Genomic DNA, 14,980 nt, shown 5'->3' on the forward strand with positions numbered 1-14,980 from the left:
AGGCGTGACAAGTTTTTTGTGCCCGGTGGCTACTAATGGTGTTTGTAGAAGCCCACGCCCTTGATGTCGTTCCACGAGGTGGTCTGGTGGCACTTGTAGCACTGCGCGACCAGAACGTTGCCGCCGCAGCATACCTGGTCTTCGACGGTGCCTTGCTCCACCACGGCCTTGTCCACCATCTCGAAGTGCATCATCAGGTGGCTGGGCGGGGGCTTGTGGCACTGGTTGCAGCTGATGGAAAGCACCGAGGGGTGCTGAAACTTGGGGATGGTCCACTGAGCCGTGCCGTGGCAGGACGCGCAGTTTTTCCCCATCAGGCCGAAGTGCGGGGCAAACTTGGCGTTGTGGCAACTGGAGCAATTGAGCTTGGCTTCCAGGGTCGTGAGCAGCGGGTGGTCGGCGGGCAGCTGTTCGTCGAGCAGGTACTTCGGCGTTTCCTTGCCCGCGGACACAAACTTTATCCCGACCCGGGCCAGGGCTTTGTGGTCCATGGCGCGCAGGTTGGCGTTGCGGCCCTGGTGCTCGCCGTGGCAGGCCGGGCAGTTGCCGATGGTGGCGTGAAAGGCCGTGGGCTGGCGGGCCAGCAGTGTTTTGTTGCCCGCGTGGCAGCTGATACACTTGGCTACGTCCACGCCCTTCACGCCCGTGTGGCAGGCCGCGCAGTTGTTGGCCAGCACGGCGTGGGCCGCCGATAAATGACCCGGGCTTGCCTGGCGCTGCCAGGTGGCCACCGTGGGCGCGCGAATGCCGAAGTCCACCAGGCTGGCGACCAGCACCGCCAGCACCCCGACCGTTAAGCCGAGCAGCTGCGCCCAGTTTTTGGGGGTTAGTTGAACCATCGCAGGCCGAAATAAATGGAAGACCAGATGTGAAAAACGAGCAGTAAATAGAAAGCCACCGACGTAGCAATGTGGGCGTACAGCCAGCGCGCGGTACGCTTTTTCAAGACTTCATGCGTCTCGATGGCGTATTCCAGGTCAGCGATTGATTCGGCCAGGCGCAGGGCCCGGATGGAAAGCGGGCCATTGGTGTCAGCCTGGGCGGCAGCCGTGCCCACCAAGCTGTTGAAGGCACGGGCGGCTGAGCCGTGCGTGGCGGCGTAAGCCACTTCGGCGTTGGGCTGCCGGGCCAGGGCGCCCACCAGCTGGTTGTATTCGGTGGCGAGGCGGGTGAGCAGGTCCTGCTTTTCACGCAGCTCCATCGAAGAATACCCGAGGAAATAGCGGCCCACGAAGCCGCTGAACACCGTAAGCATCATCATGGCCACCAGCCAGATGCCGAGGTTGCTCTCAAAGCGGTGCCCCGTGTGCAGGATGGCCAGAATGGCGCCGAGGATGCCCGTGTACACGTGCCAGGTGAGCAGCGTGCCCAGCGACACGCGCTTGGTCACCAACTGCTTGACCGCTTCGATGCGCTTCACGGCGGAGTAGAGCAGCGGCGGCACCAGCAGCAGCAGGGCCCCCAAAATACCGAGCACGCCCCCCGGCAGGCTACCAGCGAAGCGAGGCGCCCGATGAAACAGAAAGCCCAGCCACAGCACCAGCTGCAGGACAAGCAAGGCAATCATCAGGGCTCGTTCGTTTTTCATAGCGGTTAGGCGTCTACCTCAATGGCTTCCGTTGCTTTGGCCTGGCAGGCCAGGATGACGTTTAGCGCCTTTTCCTCCTCACTCAGCGCATCCTGCACGGCCTGCGTGACGCTGCCAGACAGCAGCTGCGTTTTGCAGATGCCGCAGGTGCCCACCCGGCACTGGTAGTCGATATTCACGCCGACGTCCTCCGAGGCTTCGAGCACCGACTTATCGGGCGTAAGAACCGCCGTTATGTTGGATTTAGCGAACGTAACAACCGCCGCCGTCGCGGCGGGCGCGGCAGCGGCGGGTGGTGCCGGTTCTTCCCCGGCGGCAGGCATCAAGGACTCGGGCGGGGGCGCGGGCGGTGGGCCCGCTGGCTCCGGGGCCAGAGGCGCAGCAGTCGGGGTGGCAGGTAGTGGGAGCGTTGGTGGGGTCGCTCCTTCCGGTGAGGAGCCCGGCGGAGTAGCAGGCGGGGGGGCGCCTCCATTCGCACTGGGGGGCACCGGGGGTGGGCTGGCGAAGAGTTCGGTTTTGACGTTGCCCTTGGGCACATCCAGCTCGTTGAGCATCTGCGATACAGCGTCAATCATCCTGGGCGGTCCGCAGATGTGGATGCGGCGGGTCGCAATTTCCGGCACGTGCTGGCTGAGCAATTCCTTGCTGATGTGCCCCCCCAGATACGGCTCCCTTATGGGCCCTTCGGCGCGCGTCAGCACGATGAACACGTGCAGGTTGGGGTAGCGGTGCTGCAGGTATTCCAGCTCTTCGCGGAAAATGATGCTGCCCTCGTCGCGGCAGGTGAAGAACAGGTAGATGTCGCCCTTCCAGGACCGGTCGGTCAGGTAGCGGATAATGCTCATGAACGGCGTGACCCCTACCCCGCCCGCGATGAGCACAACGCTGTCGCCGTCGGGTTCGGTGAAGGTGAACCGGCCGGCCGGCCCCGTGATTTGCAGCAGCTCGCCCACGTGCACCAGCTGGTGTAGGTACCCGGACACCACGCCCTGGTCTTCGCGCTTGACGGTGATTTCGCAGTAATCGGGTTGCGTGGGCGACGAGGCCATGGTGTACGAGCGGGTGACGGGCTCGCCCTCCGGGCGCACGGTAAGGGAAACAAACTGGCCCGGCAGCGGCACGAACGGGATTTTCCCGCCCGCAACGTCAATGAGGCGAAACGTTTTGACCCCGGGCGTCTCCTCAAAGATTTCGGATACGAGCAGCGTTCCCGTCCACGCGTTGGGCTTGGACGGCGCACCGGGTTTGACATCTGGCGGGGCAGCGGCCGCCGGAGCCGCGGGCTTGGGGGCCGCGACAGCCGGCGGTGTCCCACCGGCGGGCTTGACAACTCCAGCGGCCGGGGCCGGGGCGCCCGGGGGCGCGACTCCTGGGGCCGGAGTTCCTCCGGCCGCTGCGCCCGTCAGCTTGGCCACGAGGGCGTTGGCCCGCTGCATCTTGTGGAAATACATCCATATCATCGCGGCCACGAAGGCGGCCAACGTCAGCATCACGACATAATGAAACCAGTTCAGTCCGAAAAAACCGTGCGGCTGCTCTTCGGAGAAGCGGGGCGTCAGGTTCATCTCGCCGTTGAACCACTGCAGGGCCGCCGCGCGCGGGTCTTCGTTATCAGCCAGTGCGCGCTGCGCTGCCAGCCCGCTTTCGAGCAAGTCTTGCCCGCGCCGGATTTGCTCGGTCGCCTCCTGCATGGCGCCCAAGTCCTGGCGCCGACTGCTGGACGCTTCCGCGAAATTTTCCAGCCCGTCCGTCAGCAGGGCACTGCCCTCGCTCATGCGCTCGTTGGCCAGCTGCCGGGCTTCGTTGCGTTGCTTGGGGTCCGGGTCCTGCATCATGGTGGGATACAGGGGCATTTTCGGCGTCTTGGTCATCCCCTCCATCATCTCACCCATGCCGCCTCCCATGCCGCCGGGCTTCGCACCGGCCGCGCCACTGCTCATGCCGGCCATGCCCCCAGCACCCGGGGTGCTGGCGGAGCCCGACATGGCCGGTGCACCAGCTGCCGCTGCCGTATCCGGGTGGTGGCTGTCGTGAGCCGTTTGCGCCTGGGCTGGCGTGAGCAGCAGCGTGGCCGGCAGCAGAACGGCAATGGCAGCGCGGAAATACTTCATCGTCCGGGGGGCTGGAAAGGAGGTGTTTGGCTCGCAGGCCTAATGGGGGCAGGTAATGATTTAGGTGAGGCGGACTCACATATCATCTTCCATGGGCATCGGCTTATCCGGCATCGGCTTATCCGGCATCGGCTTATCCGTCATGGGCATGTCGTCGTCCATCATGGGTGCGTCTTTGGCCATGGGGTCCTTGCTCATGGCGTCTTTTTTCATCTGGTCTTCCTTCATCATGGCAGCGCCTTTGTCGGCCATGACCATGCCTTTATCCATCATGGCCATGCCTTTGGCCATCATGTCATCGTCCATCATGCCCGGCGCGGCCGCCGAGTCCGGGCCCATAGCTCCCATGCCTTTGCCGGCCATGTCCTTGCCCTGGCTCATCATGCCCATTCCCTGGTGCATCATGCCCATGTCGTCGGCCATGTGCTCCCCGGCTTCGGCGTGACGTTCCTTCGCCAGCAGATTTTTGGCTACGTTCATGACGGCCAGGCCCTGGTCTACCACCCGCATACCCCGGCCCATCATGGCGCGGTTCTGAGTGTCTTGGCCACGGTCCACGAGTTCCTTGCCGGACTTCACCAGCTCGATACCCCGGTGCATCATGTCCATGCCCTCGCTCGCGTGGTCCAATTGAACATCACTTTGAGCGGCGGCGGCAGTGTCGCGGTCGGAGCGATTTTGCGTCTCGCAGCTACCGAGAAAAACGGCTGCCCCGGCGGCGATAATGAGATATATCTGGTTCGTTTTCATGGCGTTGATGGAATGTACTGGCTTATTTTGCGTAGATGAGTAAAGCGGGTGTTTATTTCTCAGTTCGGTACAGCAGCAAGGCGGCAACCCACGGCAGCGTGAGTCCCGCCAGCAGCCACTTGTAGTCGGAGTCGAGCAGAAAATTCACCGTCGCCATCCAGCCAATCGAGCTGATGCCGGCCAGCGCCACCACCGGAACAGCGCCCGGCCGGCGGGCCCGAAAGGAGGAAAGAGCAATGTGGAGCGTCAGCATGCCGGTCGCGGCCATGTAGCCGCCCATCACCCAGAACACCTTCTGGAGCCAGCGCCCCAGCCCCGGCACGGCCACTTGCAGCGCGGGCAGGGAAATGCCCAGGTAACGGGCATCCTCGGGCAGCAGGGGTGGCCGCAGGAAAAGGAAGTAGCATCCCATCCCGAGCAGGCTGAGGCCCCCGAGCGCCAGAGCCTTGGGGTAGTAGGGCGAAAACTTCATGTCGGTAGCGAATGCGCCCTGAACTCAATGGGAGACCGTCGCCGGCTGGCTTTGGCGGAGCAGCCAGTTGAGCTTGGTCATGCGGTGCATCGCATCGTAAGCGGCCAGGTCGCCGCTTTGAAACTGCGCGTCCAGCAGGTCGTGGAACCGGTGGTTGTTCGGGAAGGCTTTTTTGACCGCCAGCAGCGTCAGGGGCTGAATGGGGTCGGAGGCGGTGGGGCTGAAATACAGGCGCACGTAGCCGGGATTCTTGCCCACGGCAGCCTGCTCCACCTTGTAGAGTAGCAGCGCTTCGCCCGGGTTCACGATGGGGTAGTGCTGGTTGTTCGAAGCAAACCGAAAGTCGCGCCCGTCGCAGTCACGGAACCCAAACAGGCTGTCCTTGGCGACTTGATAAGGTTGGCCCCCGTGAATGACTGTCATGGTGGGCTTGCCGCTAAATTCGTGCAGGCGCAGTTTGTGGGTCGCCGTTTTGCAGTCCACCGCCAGCGCGAGGCGGTGCTGGCGGAAGTCTGCGGCCGAGCGGTAGAGCCCGCTGCCGAGGGGCAAGGACTGGCTCTGCGACGAGGCGGCCAAGGCGAAGACGCCCAACAGGGCCATCAAGACAGTTTTCATGGGAATGGTGAAATGGCGGTAAGTTGTTTGACTCCGGCCGCGGCTTGGCACCTTCAGGGCCGGGCTACGACCACGTGGCCCCACGCATTGAGGTAGCCGTAGGGGAAAGGAAAGCGCTCAAAAACGACATCCGCGAACCCGGCTTGTTGGAAAGCTGCGCGCAGTTCCGTCTTTCCGTACAGTTGGGCGTGCCACCATTTCGTGATAAAAGGCACCATGAGGGCGCTCTGGCGGGAAATGAAGACGACCAGCGTGCCATCCGGGCGCAGGCGCTGGCGGAGCCCCTGCAGCGCCGCGGGCAGCGCTGCTTTGGGCAGGTATTCGAGCATGGCCGAGGAGACAATCAGGTCGTAGTCCTGCCACGCGGCCGGTAAGGTGTCAAGGTGCCGGACGTCTGCCTCCGCGAGTTCAACCCCGGTAATGGCTGCGCGTTGCAAGGCTTGCCAAAACCGGCTCAGCATGCTGCGGGTCAAGTCGAACGCATCGACGTGCGTAGGCTGCCAGCCGCGCTCGGCCAGGGCCGCGTGCAGGGCCAGCGTGGCTGCCCCGGTGCCACAGCCCGCGTCGAGGACTTTCAGGTCGGGCCGCAAAAAAGGTGCGTGGGCAAAAAAACGCGCCAGTCCTTGCTGGTAGCGCAGCAGCCAAATCATGGCTTGATAGAGGCTGGTGCGGTGGGTGTAAAGGCTGCGAGCCGGTGGGGCCGGCGGCGTTATCGTGAGCGAGGGCATGGCCAGGGTTGAAAAAGGGCAGTTCCCTGTCCAGGTGAAGCAGCAGTAGGTAAGGCACCGCGCACCCACCAGTAAGGGGGTGCGCGCGCCTAAATGGTTGCCGACGGGATGGCCGCCGGCACCCAGTAGCAGCTTACATTTTCATTTTTTCCATGGTGCCGGCCTTCATGGGCCGCTTGCCCGAGCCGGGGTGTACCATCATTTTGCCGTTCATCATCATGCAGTGCTCCCCTTCTTTCATCTTGGTCAGGGTACCGTCTTTGGCTTTGCAGGTGCCGTCGGTCATGCACACGGTGCCATCGGCCATGGTCATGTTTTTGGTCATGGGCATCATTTTGCCGCTGTGCGACATCATCATTTTGCCGTTCTGCATTGTCATGTAGTCCTGGGTGTTTTTTGCCCCAGCGGCATGCTGGTGTTTGGGTGCGGTTTGGGCCTGCGCGGCACTGCCAATTCCGGTGAAAATCAGCAGGGCGAAGAAGAAGGGGAGCTTGTTCATGGTTGAAAATGAAGAGGTGATTAATGCGGACTAAAGACCTGCCCTTCTCCGTCGGTCCTTCAACCAGATGGGGATAGCGGAAGGGAAAAAGTATGATGCAAAATTCACCATTCCCTCCCCCGGCTGACATGACAATAGCGGCCCCAGCCAATGACTTTAATCAGCTAATGCACACTGTATGAGCATATATTTGCACGATTAGACCTGTTTGCTTATGGAATTGCCAGAAAGTTTGAACCTGGAATTGGCAGCGTGGCTTCTGCTTGCTTTGCAAGTGGCGTGGACTCGGTTGTCACTGGCAGGCCGCTTTCCTTGTGGGCTGAAACCAAAAACGCCCGGCAGGGCCGGGCGTTTTATTTTTACTAAGGAGAGGCTAGGGTGCTTAGGCCGCCTGAATCTTAAAGCCGGCGTTTTCAACGGCCTGTACCACTTGCTCGGGCGTAAGCTTGTCGGAAGTGACGGTGAGAATTTTGTCGGGGTTGGCCGTGTCCACCTGCCAGTTGCCGGCCCCGGCTTCCTGGTTGAGGGTGGGCGTTACGGCCTTGATGCAGCCGCCGCAGTTGATATTGGTCTTGAACAGAAGGGTTTTCATGGGAAGAGGATTTAGGGTAAGCCGAGCGGGTCGGTTTCGAATAAGTAACGCGGAAAACCAGCGGCGCGTGCGCGCCCAGGGGTACAGGATTGCGCCGGCAGCTTACATGATTTGTAGCCAAGCCAGCTTAATGATGCCTAAGGCCACCGCCGAGCAGGTGCACAATAATGAACGTCACCACCAGCCCGAGCAGCCCGAGCAGCACATACTGGCCCCAGGAAGTGGGCGTGGGGGCCACCGCACCGGGTTGCTGGCGCTGCTGCAGCCAGTTGCCGATGCGCCCCCAGGGCTTGTACACCGAGATGGTCGTTGCCGCGAGCAGCACCACAAAGGCCGCCACGGCGTCGGCAAGCAGCCGCAGCCGCATACCGCGCAGCTACGTTGCGGACAGGTCGGCTTTGGCGGCTACTTCGGCTAGGTAGCTGATGGGCTGCATGTGCACCAGCAGCAGCACGGTAGCGGCCACAGTCAGCAGCAGCTTCACCACCACCCAATAGTGCTTGAACAAGCCCCAGGGAGTGCCCACGGCCTGTACCACGCCCGTGAGCACCGCCGCGAAACTGGAGGGCACCAGGACAAACCAGCCACTCAGACCCATGGCCAAGTACGCGGACCGCACCAGCGGCGCCTCGTGGCTGGTCAGGCCCGTGACGGCCAGAGCCAGGAACACGGCCACTGCCCCCAGCCACCCCACCGAGAAGGTGATGTGGGCCGTGAGCATGAGTTTGCGAACAGAAGGGGCCAAGGTCATTTCAGAGGAGGATTAGCATTATAGCCGAACGCTCAAAAGTATCGGCTTGGCGAACGAAAGAGGTACAGGATTGCGCCGGCCACTTACAAGATTTAATGGCTGGTAAACGCAAAAAGGCCAGCCCACACGAGATGGACTGGCCTTTTCTTATGCGGAATCCCTTAAGCCGCCGTGCTCATGCTTTGGCGGCAGGCCTGCTCGCAGCGGCGGCACGCCTCGGCGCACTCCTTGCAGTGCTGCATGTGGGCACCGTGCTTTTCGCACTCGTCGCCGCAGGCCTTGCAGATTTCGGCGCATTCGCGCAGCAGGTGCTGGGCGTGCTCGGAGCCGCGGGCCAGGAAGCGGGCGGTCAGGGCGCAGATGTCGGCGCAGTCGCGGTCCAGGCTGATACAGCGGGCCATCATTTGCACGTCCTGCTCACTGAGGCAGGCGGTGGCGCAGTGTTCGCACGAGGCGATGCAGGCGTTGAGGGCGTCGAGGAGGCTTTGGTTTTGAGCGTGCATGGAATGAAAGGTTAGGTGGGGAATGGTATGCATGCGTTTACTCCTTAAAGCCGACCTTGTTATGTACGATTGCCAGCGCAGCCCTGCATAATTCACGCGGTTTACCAAGTCATCCTACTGCTCATCGCTCAGCTGACTAGCTGCTGTTGCCAGGCATTGCTGCCGAAACTCGGTGGGCGAAGTGCCCGTTTCGCGCTGAAACTGCCGGGACAGGTGCCCCAGATTGCTATAGCCCAGCTCCCGCGCCACGCGGCCCACGGGGAGGGTGCCTTCGCGCAGCAGGCACCGGGCCGCTTCTACGCGCTGCCGGATGACGAACTGTTCCAGGCTCAGGCCTTCGGTGGCGGAAAACACGTCGCTCAGGTAGGCAAACCGCCGCTGCAGCCGCTCGCTGAGCTGCCGCGAGAAGTGGCCGCTGCGCAGCGCCGCCGGCTCGGAGGCCAGCAGGTGAGCGATAATTTCTTTGATTTGAGCCACCAGCCGCTGCTGCGGGGACAGCTGGTCCAGAATCTCAAAGCCTTCGGCTTCCAGGCACTGCCGCAACCGGGGCCAGTCAATGGTCGCGGGGTCGTGCCGCAGTTCGACCTCCCCCAGCTCCACCCGGAGCGGCACCAGGCCCAGCGCCACGAGCTGCTCGCGCACCACTAGGATGCACTTCGAGCAGACCATGTGCCGGATGTAAAGAAGCGTGGAGGCCATGAGTCGGGATTACAGGGCCGGCGATAAATCGTTCTGGTCGGCGGGCGGCGTGAGGGGCTGCGCGTCCAGTTCCTGCGGGTGCTCGTCCAAGCCCGTTTCCTGGTGGGACGCGAAGTATTGGGCCAGCGCCTTCTCCCCCACCAGCCAGAAGACGACGGGTGTCACGATGATGTCGAGAAAAGTGGAGCTGAGCAGGCCGCCGAGGATGACGGTGGCCACCGGATACAAGATTTCCTTGCCCGGTGCATCCTTGGCTAGGGTAAGCGGCACCAAGGCCAGGGCGGCCACCAGGGCCGTCATTAGCACCGGCACCAGGCGCTCTAGCGAGCCGCGGATAATCATCGGGATGCCGAACTTCTCGCCTTCGTGTTCGACGAGGTGGATGTAGTGGGAAATCATCATGATGCCGTTGCGCGAGGCAATGCCCGTGAGCGTGATAAAGCCCACCAGCGAAGCAATGCTGAACGTGCCGCCCGTGAGCAGCACCGCCACCACCGAGCCAATCAGCGCCAGCGGGATGTTGAGCATAATCTGGCCCACCATGTAGCTGGACTTGAAGTGCGAAAACAGCACCAGGAAGATGCCGGCCAGCGAAAACAGACTCAGCCAGAGAATCTTCTGGGATGCCGACTGCTGGCTCTCGAACTGCCCGCCGTAGGTCAGGTAATACCCGGGGGGCAGCTTCACCTGGGAATTGACCTTGGCTTGAATCTCCTTGACCGTGGAGCCCAGGTCGCGCTCAGCTACGTTCAGCGAGATGGTAATGCGACGCTGGGTATTCTCGTGGTTGACGGTGTTGGGGCCGGGTTCGTAGACGATGTCAGCCACCTGGCTGACCGGTATCATGGCCCCCGTGGGCGTTTCGATGCGGGTCTGGCCGATGGCAGCAATGTCGTTGCGCTGCTGCTCGGGCAGTTTCACCACTAGGTCAAATCGCTTCTGCCCATCGAGCATCTGCGAAACGACGGCGCCCTGGAACAGGGTTTCCAGGTCGCGCACCACTTCCCCCCGGGCCATGCCGTAGGCGCGCAGGGCGTCGTCCTTCGGCCGGATGAGCAGTTGCGGAATCTGCACCTGCTTTTCGACTTGCAGGTCCACCACCCCCGGTACCGTAGAGGCAGCCGCGCGAACCTCGTTGGCGTAGCGGCGCAGTTCCAGCAGGTCGTTGCCGAACACCTTGATGGCTACCTGGGCGCGTACGCCCGACAAGAGGTGGTCAAGGCGGTGGGAAATGGGCTGGCCGATGTTGACGTTGACACCGGTAATTAAACTGAGCTTTTCGCGCATGTCAGCCAGAATTTCGTCCCGGCTGCGCATGGTTTTGCCCTCCTTTTCCAACTCAGCTTCGGTCTTAAACGCCACCTCGATTTCCGAGTTGTTGACCGACTCGGCGTGCTCGTCGAGCTCGGCGCGGCCGGTGCGGCGGGCGGTGTAGGCCACTTCCGGAATCTTGAGCATCTGCTTCTCGCCCAGGGTGCCCAGGCGGTTGGACTCGGCGAGCGAGGTGCCGGCGGGCGCGGAGAAGTTGACCGTCAGGGAGCCCTCGTTGAAGGGCGGCAGAAACTCGGTGCCGAAGAACGGAATCAGCGCCATGGCCGCCACGAACAGCGCCCCGGTTACCCCAAGGATGGCCTTGGGATGCTGCAGGCCCCAACCCAACAGGCGAGTGTCTTTTTTCTTAAGCCAGCGCACCAGGCCCCCGTCGGTTTCGGGGTGGTCCATCTGCTTCATTTTGGGCAGCAGGTAGTAGCAGAGCACCGGCGTGACGGTGAGCGACACGAACAGCGAGGCCACGATGCTGGTGATGTAGGCAATGCCCAAGGGCGCGAAAATGCGGCCTTCCATCCCTTCAAGGGCAAACAGCGGCAGGAACACCAGCACCACGATGATGGTGGCGTACACGATGGAGTTGCGCACCTCGGAAGAAGCGGCGTAAATGACTTTCAAGACCGGCTGCGGATTCGCCCTTTGCTTGTTTTCGCGCAGGCGCCGGTACACGTTTTCCACGTCCACGATGGCGTCGTCGACCAGCTCGCCGATGGCGATGGCCAAGCCGCCGAGCGTCATGGTATTGATGCTGATGCCCGCTACGCGAAACACCAAGGCCGTGACCAGCAACGAAAGCGGAATGGCTACCAGGGAAATAAAGGTGGTGCGCACGTTCAGCAGAAAGGCAAACAGCACGATGACCACCAGAATGGCCCCGTCCCGCAGGGCCTCCTCCACGTTGGAAATTGACGACTCGATGAACTCCGACTGCTTGAACAGGCGCGTATTCACCTGCACGTCTTTGGGCAAAGAGGGCTTGAGCTCCACCAAGGCTTTTTCCACCGCTTCAGTCAGGCCCACGGTGGCCGCGCCGGGCTGCTTCTCGATGCTCAGAATCACGGCCGGCTTGCCGTTCACGCTGCCGTCGCCGCGCTTGAAGCGGGCCCCGAACTCTACTTTGGCAATGTCGGCCACCCGGATGGGCGACTGCTCGCGGTAGCCCACGACGATATTTTCAATGTCCGTGACTGAGCGCAGGCGGCCCAGGTTGCGGATGAGGACTTCCGAGCCCTGGCGGTCGAAGAAGTTGCCGGTCGTATTCAGGTTGGACTGGCGCAGGGCTTCTTCCACCTGGTTCACGGTCAAGCCGGTGGCGTTCAGGCGGGGCATGTCGAGCAGCACCTGGTACTGCCGGTTGTCGCCGCCGATGGGAATGACCTGGGCCACGCCGGGAATGCTGAGCAGCCGCTGGCGCACGGTGTAGTTGGCTAAGGTGCGCAGGTCGGCGGCGTTCGTTTCCTTGCCGCCTGACAAGCCCACGAGCATAATCTGGCCCATGACCGAGGAAATGGGACCCAGCACTGGCGTAACGCCCTGCGGCAGCTGCTCGCCGGTGGTTTGCAGCTTCTCGCTCACAATCTGCCGGGCGGTGAAGATGTCGGTGCCGTAGTCGAACTCCACGAACACCATGCCCAGGCCGATGGCCGAGTTGGAGCGCACGGCTGACACGCCGGTGGCCCCGTTCAGGGCCGTTTCCACGGGCAGCGTCACCAGGGCTTCCACCTCCTCGGGGGCCATGCCCGGGGCCTCCAGGAACACGGTCACGCGGGGCCGGTCTAGGTCGGGCAATACGTCCACGGGCAGCTGACCGGCCGTGTAGGAGCCGGCAATGATGAGGCCCACGGCGAAGGCCAGCATCAGCAGGCGGTTTTGCAGGGCGAAGCGAATTATCTTGTCTAGCATCGGTGGTTAGCGCAAAGAGGAAGAAGCGAGAGCGGCCGGGTGGGGCCCCTCTCCTTCCGGAATGGGCAGCGAACCGGGCAGTCGCCCAGGCCCGCCGGACAGCTTATTTTTTGACGCGCGGAGTGCGGGCTGAGGTATGGGTGCTCATGATTTGCCACTGCCCGGCGGCGTTTTTGCGCAGCACCGACGTGGCCACCCCGCGGCGCACGATGGGCGCCTTGGCTTCCTTGTCCTGGGGGCCTTTCTTGAGGTTGATGGTGTAGGTGTAGGTTTCCGTCGCGAAAGCATAAGGACCGTCGACCTGCACGGCCGCTTTGTAGTCGCTGAAGGTGAAAGCGCTGAATTCATTCAGCTCCGGCCCCAGGTGGTGCTCGGCGTAGTGGCGGTAGGTGCCTTCCACCCCACCCGACTCGAACACCTGGGAGTTGGCCGTGAACAGACGGGCGGTGCCCGTGGTATCGAGCTTCTGCACGGCCTGCTGGTACTTGGTCAGCACCGCTTTCACGGCGGCCTCGTCGGCGGAGCTGGCGGCAGGGGCCGGGGCCGTCTGGGCCTGCGCCGTCGCGGCAGTGAGGGAAAGCGTGGCGGTCAGCACCGCGAGAGCAAAGAGGTTTTTCATGGGGATGAAGGAAGCAGCCACCGCGGAGCGGGACCTATTGATTGAGGTAAATGGATTTGAGCTGGTAGGTGCCGGTGGTCACCACCCGGTCATTTTCGTTGACCTGGCCCTGCACCAGCACGGTCTGCTGGCCGTTGACGGCGCCGGGCTGCACGAAGCGAATCTTGAACCGCTCGGGCTCGGTGTGCACGAACACCACGGGCTTGCCATTGAGGTCGGTGATAGCCGAGGTGGGCACCACCAGCTGCGGGGTGCCGCCGCCGGTCTGGCCCACCACCTGCACGTTCACGGCCTGGCCGGCGCGGTAGGCGCTGCCTTCGGCTGCATCTAGTTCCAGCACCAGCTGGCGGGCCTGGTTGACGGGGTTGACCACGTTGCTGAACACCACGAGACTGGCGGGTACCCCGGCCTGGCCCTGCAACCCTTCGACCCGAAACCGGGCGCCAGGCGTCACCTTGGCCAAATCCTGGGCAAACACCTGTGCCTCCACCCGCAGCTTGCCGGGATTGATGACCCGGAACAGCTCGTCGCCCTGATTCACTTGCTGGCCCACGGCGAGGTTGAACACGTCCACCGTGCCGCTCACCGGCGAGGTGATGCTAACCCGGCGCTGGCCGGCCTGCCCGTTCTGGATGCCGGCATTCTGGCGGGCCTGGCGCAGGCGCAGCTCGGCGGCCACCACGTCCTTGCGGGCGGCGATGTCGGCAATGCTTTGCAGGCGGGCGTAGTCCTGCTGGGCAGCGCGCAACTCGGCCTGGGCGTTGGCCCGCTCGGTGCTGAGGCCGATTTGCTGGGTGGCGTCCAGGGTCTGCTCGATGACAGCCAGCGTCTGCCCGGCCCGCACGGTTTTGCCCACCTGGGCGGCGAGGCTCACGATGCGCCCGGTCTGGGGCACCACCACGCGGCCTTCACCGCCGGCCGCGGCCGACACCGTGCCGTAGAGCGTGGCCCGGCTGTAGGTAGTCGAGAAAGCCGCCAAACTGGTGCGGACCTCGAACAGGAACTGGCTTTCCTTGGGCAGCAGCACCTCGTCGGTGGACGCCACGCCGGTGCTGGCTTTGGCCGTGCCGCCGTGGTCTTCGCCGCCGTGCGCCTGTACCAGGCCGGGGGGAGGGAGTAGCACCGTCAGGACCAGTCCCGCGGCGGCCGTGGCCGCCAGGAATTTATGCTTGGTTTTCATATCGGGGTAGCATTAAGGGAAGGGGGTGCGGCGGCTGGCGGTCAACGCCTGCTCCGAGGTTTGCAGCACGGGCTCCGGGGGCTGGCGGCGCCGCCGCATGAGCAGGGCCGTGAGGCCGATGCCCAGCACAAAGGCGCCGACCAGGGCCAGGACGGACTTCCAGGACGAGAAAAGCGAGGTGGCCGCGACGGGGGCCGCAGCCGCGACGGGCAGCTTCTCCCCTACCTTGATGCCTTCGAGCAGCAGCAAATCGGCCGTCTCGCCGGCTACGACATTGAGGGCAAAGCTGTAGGCCTTGTTGGCCGGAAACTGGCCTTCCACGAGGTACACGCCGGGCTCCTGCTCCTTCACCGCCCACTTCAGGTTGGCGTCTTCCGGGGTGGTGAGCGTGAGCTTGGCGCCCTTGATGGGGGCGTTGGTGGCGTAGTCGGAGAGGAACAGGCGCAGGTCGGCGGGCTTGCCCCCTTCCAGGGGCTCGTAGCGCAGCAGCGCCTCGAACTGTTCCGAGAGCGCGGCCACCGAAAACGAGGTAGCGCCCGCCGCCGTGCCCGCTTTGGGCCCGTCGCCGTGGTCCTCGCCCCCGTGGGCGTAGGCGGTGCCGCACAGCAGCAGGCCCAGCAGCAAAATCAGGAGTTGTTTCAT

17 protein-coding genes are annotated in these 14,980 nt (G+C 63.2%); all 17 read right to left on the reverse strand.

Features of this window, described 5'->3' with window-relative positions; translation table 11 throughout:
• Positions 1-32: 32 nt before the first annotated feature.
• Positions 33-839: a cytochrome c3 family protein gene (locus I5L79_RS19655; RefSeq protein WP_196956785.1), complete on the reverse strand. Its 807-nt coding sequence runs from the start codon at positions 837-839 to the stop codon at positions 33-35.
• On the reverse strand, positions 827-1,588 hold the full coding sequence (locus I5L79_RS19660; protein WP_196956786.1) for a hypothetical protein: 762 nt from the start codon (positions 1,586-1,588) through the stop codon (positions 827-829). Before I5L79_RS19660 ends, I5L79_RS19655 begins: the two co-directional genes overlap by 13 nt.
• Before the next feature lie 5 nt (positions 1,589-1,593).
• Positions 1,594-3,699 (reverse strand): FAD-binding oxidoreductase, encoded by a 2,106-nt coding sequence (locus I5L79_RS19665; protein ID WP_196956787.1) that lies wholly within the window; start codon positions 3,697-3,699, stop codon positions 1,594-1,596.
• A 75-nt stretch (positions 3,700-3,774) separates the two neighbouring features.
• Positions 3,775-4,449 (reverse strand): hypothetical protein, encoded by a 675-nt coding sequence (locus I5L79_RS19670; RefSeq protein ID WP_196956788.1) that lies wholly within the window; start codon positions 4,447-4,449, stop codon positions 3,775-3,777.
• Between the two features lie 52 nt (positions 4,450-4,501).
• Positions 4,502-4,921 carry a hypothetical protein gene (locus tag I5L79_RS19675; protein ID WP_196956789.1) on the reverse strand — a complete coding sequence of 140 codons (420 nt, stop codon included), beginning with the start codon at positions 4,919-4,921 and terminating at the stop codon, positions 4,502-4,504.
• Positions 4,922-4,945: 24 nt separating this feature from the next.
• Positions 4,946-5,536 carry a hypothetical protein gene (locus tag I5L79_RS19680; protein ID WP_196956790.1) on the reverse strand — a complete coding sequence of 197 codons (591 nt, stop codon included), beginning with the start codon at positions 5,534-5,536 and terminating at the stop codon, positions 4,946-4,948.
• Positions 5,537-5,589: 53 nt separating this feature from the next.
• Positions 5,590-6,264, reverse strand: a complete 675-nt coding sequence (locus tag I5L79_RS19685) for a class I SAM-dependent methyltransferase (RefSeq protein ID WP_196956791.1) — start codon at positions 6,262-6,264, stop codon at positions 5,590-5,592.
• A gap of 133 nt (positions 6,265-6,397) precedes the next feature.
• Positions 6,398-6,763, reverse strand: coding sequence for a DUF6799 domain-containing protein (locus tag I5L79_RS19690; protein WP_196956792.1), 366 nt, complete (start codon positions 6,761-6,763; stop codon positions 6,398-6,400).
• Between the two features lie 382 nt (positions 6,764-7,145).
• The gene (locus I5L79_RS19695) at positions 7,146-7,355 is read right to left on the reverse strand and encodes a heavy-metal-associated domain-containing protein (protein ID WP_196956793.1); all 210 of its coding nucleotides are present in this window, start codon (positions 7,353-7,355) and stop codon (positions 7,146-7,148) included.
• A 127-nt stretch (positions 7,356-7,482) separates the two neighbouring features.
• The gene (locus I5L79_RS19700; RefSeq protein WP_196956794.1) at positions 7,483-7,722 is read right to left on the reverse strand and encodes a hypothetical protein; all 240 of its coding nucleotides are present in this window, start codon (positions 7,720-7,722) and stop codon (positions 7,483-7,485) included.
• Between the two features lie 9 nt (positions 7,723-7,731).
• Positions 7,732-8,106 carry a hypothetical protein gene (locus tag I5L79_RS19705; RefSeq protein WP_196956795.1) on the reverse strand — a complete coding sequence of 125 codons (375 nt, stop codon included), beginning with the start codon at positions 8,104-8,106 and terminating at the stop codon, positions 7,732-7,734.
• A gap of 161 nt (positions 8,107-8,267) precedes the next feature.
• Positions 8,268-8,609: a four-helix bundle copper-binding protein gene (locus tag I5L79_RS19710; protein ID WP_196956796.1), complete on the reverse strand. Its 342-nt coding sequence runs from the start codon at positions 8,607-8,609 to the stop codon at positions 8,268-8,270.
• Positions 8,610-8,723: 114 nt separating this feature from the next.
• Positions 8,724-9,308: an AraC family transcriptional regulator gene (locus I5L79_RS19715; protein ID WP_196956797.1), complete on the reverse strand. Its 585-nt coding sequence runs from the start codon at positions 9,306-9,308 to the stop codon at positions 8,724-8,726.
• 9 nt (positions 9,309-9,317) lie between these two features.
• Positions 9,318-12,539 carry an efflux RND transporter permease subunit gene (locus I5L79_RS19720; RefSeq protein WP_196956798.1) on the reverse strand — a complete coding sequence of 1,074 codons (3,222 nt, stop codon included), beginning with the start codon at positions 12,537-12,539 and terminating at the stop codon, positions 9,318-9,320.
• Between the two features lie 103 nt (positions 12,540-12,642).
• Positions 12,643-13,158 carry a YybH family protein gene (locus tag I5L79_RS19725; protein ID WP_196956799.1) on the reverse strand — a complete coding sequence of 172 codons (516 nt, stop codon included), beginning with the start codon at positions 13,156-13,158 and terminating at the stop codon, positions 12,643-12,645.
• Between the two features lie 34 nt (positions 13,159-13,192).
• Positions 13,193-14,338: an efflux RND transporter periplasmic adaptor subunit gene (locus tag I5L79_RS19730; protein WP_196956800.1), complete on the reverse strand. Its 1,146-nt coding sequence runs from the start codon at positions 14,336-14,338 to the stop codon at positions 13,193-13,195.
• A gap of 12 nt (positions 14,339-14,350) precedes the next feature.
• Positions 14,351-14,980, reverse strand: coding sequence for a hypothetical protein (locus tag I5L79_RS19735; protein ID WP_196956801.1), 630 nt, complete (start codon positions 14,978-14,980; stop codon positions 14,351-14,353).

It is taken from the genome of Hymenobacter guriensis, from assembly GCF_015773195.1.
Lineage (GTDB): Bacteria > Bacteroidota > Bacteroidia > Cytophagales > Hymenobacteraceae > Hymenobacter > Hymenobacter guriensis.

Coding starts and splice junctions, on each gene's coding strand:
- I5L79_RS19665 (WP_196956787.1), bottom strand. CDS start 3,699: ATGAAGTATTTCCGCGCTGCCATTGCCGTTCTGCTGCCGGCCACGCTG.
- I5L79_RS19690 (WP_196956792.1), bottom strand. CDS start 6,763: ATGAACAAGCTCCCCTTCTTCTTCGCCCTGCTGATTTTCACCGGAATT.
- I5L79_RS19685 (WP_196956791.1), bottom strand. CDS start 6,264: ATGCCCTCGCTCACGATAACGCCGCCGGCCCCACCGGCTCGCAGCCTT.
- I5L79_RS19695 (WP_196956793.1), bottom strand. CDS start 7,355: ATGAAAACCCTTCTGTTCAAGACCAATATCAACTGCGGCGGCTGCATC.
- I5L79_RS19720 (WP_196956798.1), bottom strand. CDS start 12,539: ATGCTAGACAAGATAATTCGCTTCGCCCTGCAAAACCGCCTGCTGATG.
- I5L79_RS19660 (WP_196956786.1), bottom strand. CDS start 1,588: ATGAAAAACGAACGAGCCCTGATGATTGCCTTGCTTGTCCTGCAGCTG.
- I5L79_RS19680 (WP_196956790.1), bottom strand. CDS start 5,536: ATGAAAACTGTCTTGATGGCCCTGTTGGGCGTCTTCGCCTTGGCCGCC.
- I5L79_RS19725 (WP_196956799.1), bottom strand. CDS start 13,158: ATGAAAAACCTCTTTGCTCTCGCGGTGCTGACCGCCACGCTTTCCCTC.
- I5L79_RS19700 (WP_196956794.1), bottom strand. CDS start 7,722: ATGCGGCTGCGGCTGCTTGCCGACGCCGTGGCGGCCTTTGTGGTGCTG.
- I5L79_RS19715 (WP_196956797.1), bottom strand. CDS start 9,308: ATGGCCTCCACGCTTCTTTACATCCGGCACATGGTCTGCTCGAAGTGC.
- I5L79_RS19735 (WP_196956801.1), bottom strand. CDS start 14,980: ATGAAACAACTCCTGATTTTGCTGCTGGGCCTGCTGCTGTGCGGCACC.
- I5L79_RS19705 (WP_196956795.1), bottom strand. CDS start 8,106: ATGACCTTGGCCCCTTCTGTTCGCAAACTCATGCTCACGGCCCACATC.
- I5L79_RS19730 (WP_196956800.1), bottom strand. CDS start 14,338: ATGAAAACCAAGCATAAATTCCTGGCGGCCACGGCCGCCGCGGGACTG.
- I5L79_RS19675 (WP_196956789.1), bottom strand. CDS start 4,921: ATGAAGTTTTCGCCCTACTACCCCAAGGCTCTGGCGCTCGGGGGCCTC.
- I5L79_RS19710 (WP_196956796.1), bottom strand. CDS start 8,609: ATGCACGCTCAAAACCAAAGCCTCCTCGACGCCCTCAACGCCTGCATC.
- I5L79_RS19655 (WP_196956785.1), bottom strand. CDS start 839: ATGGTTCAACTAACCCCCAAAAACTGGGCGCAGCTGCTCGGCTTAACG.
- I5L79_RS19670 (WP_196956788.1), bottom strand. CDS start 4,449: ATGAAAACGAACCAGATATATCTCATTATCGCCGCCGGGGCAGCCGTT.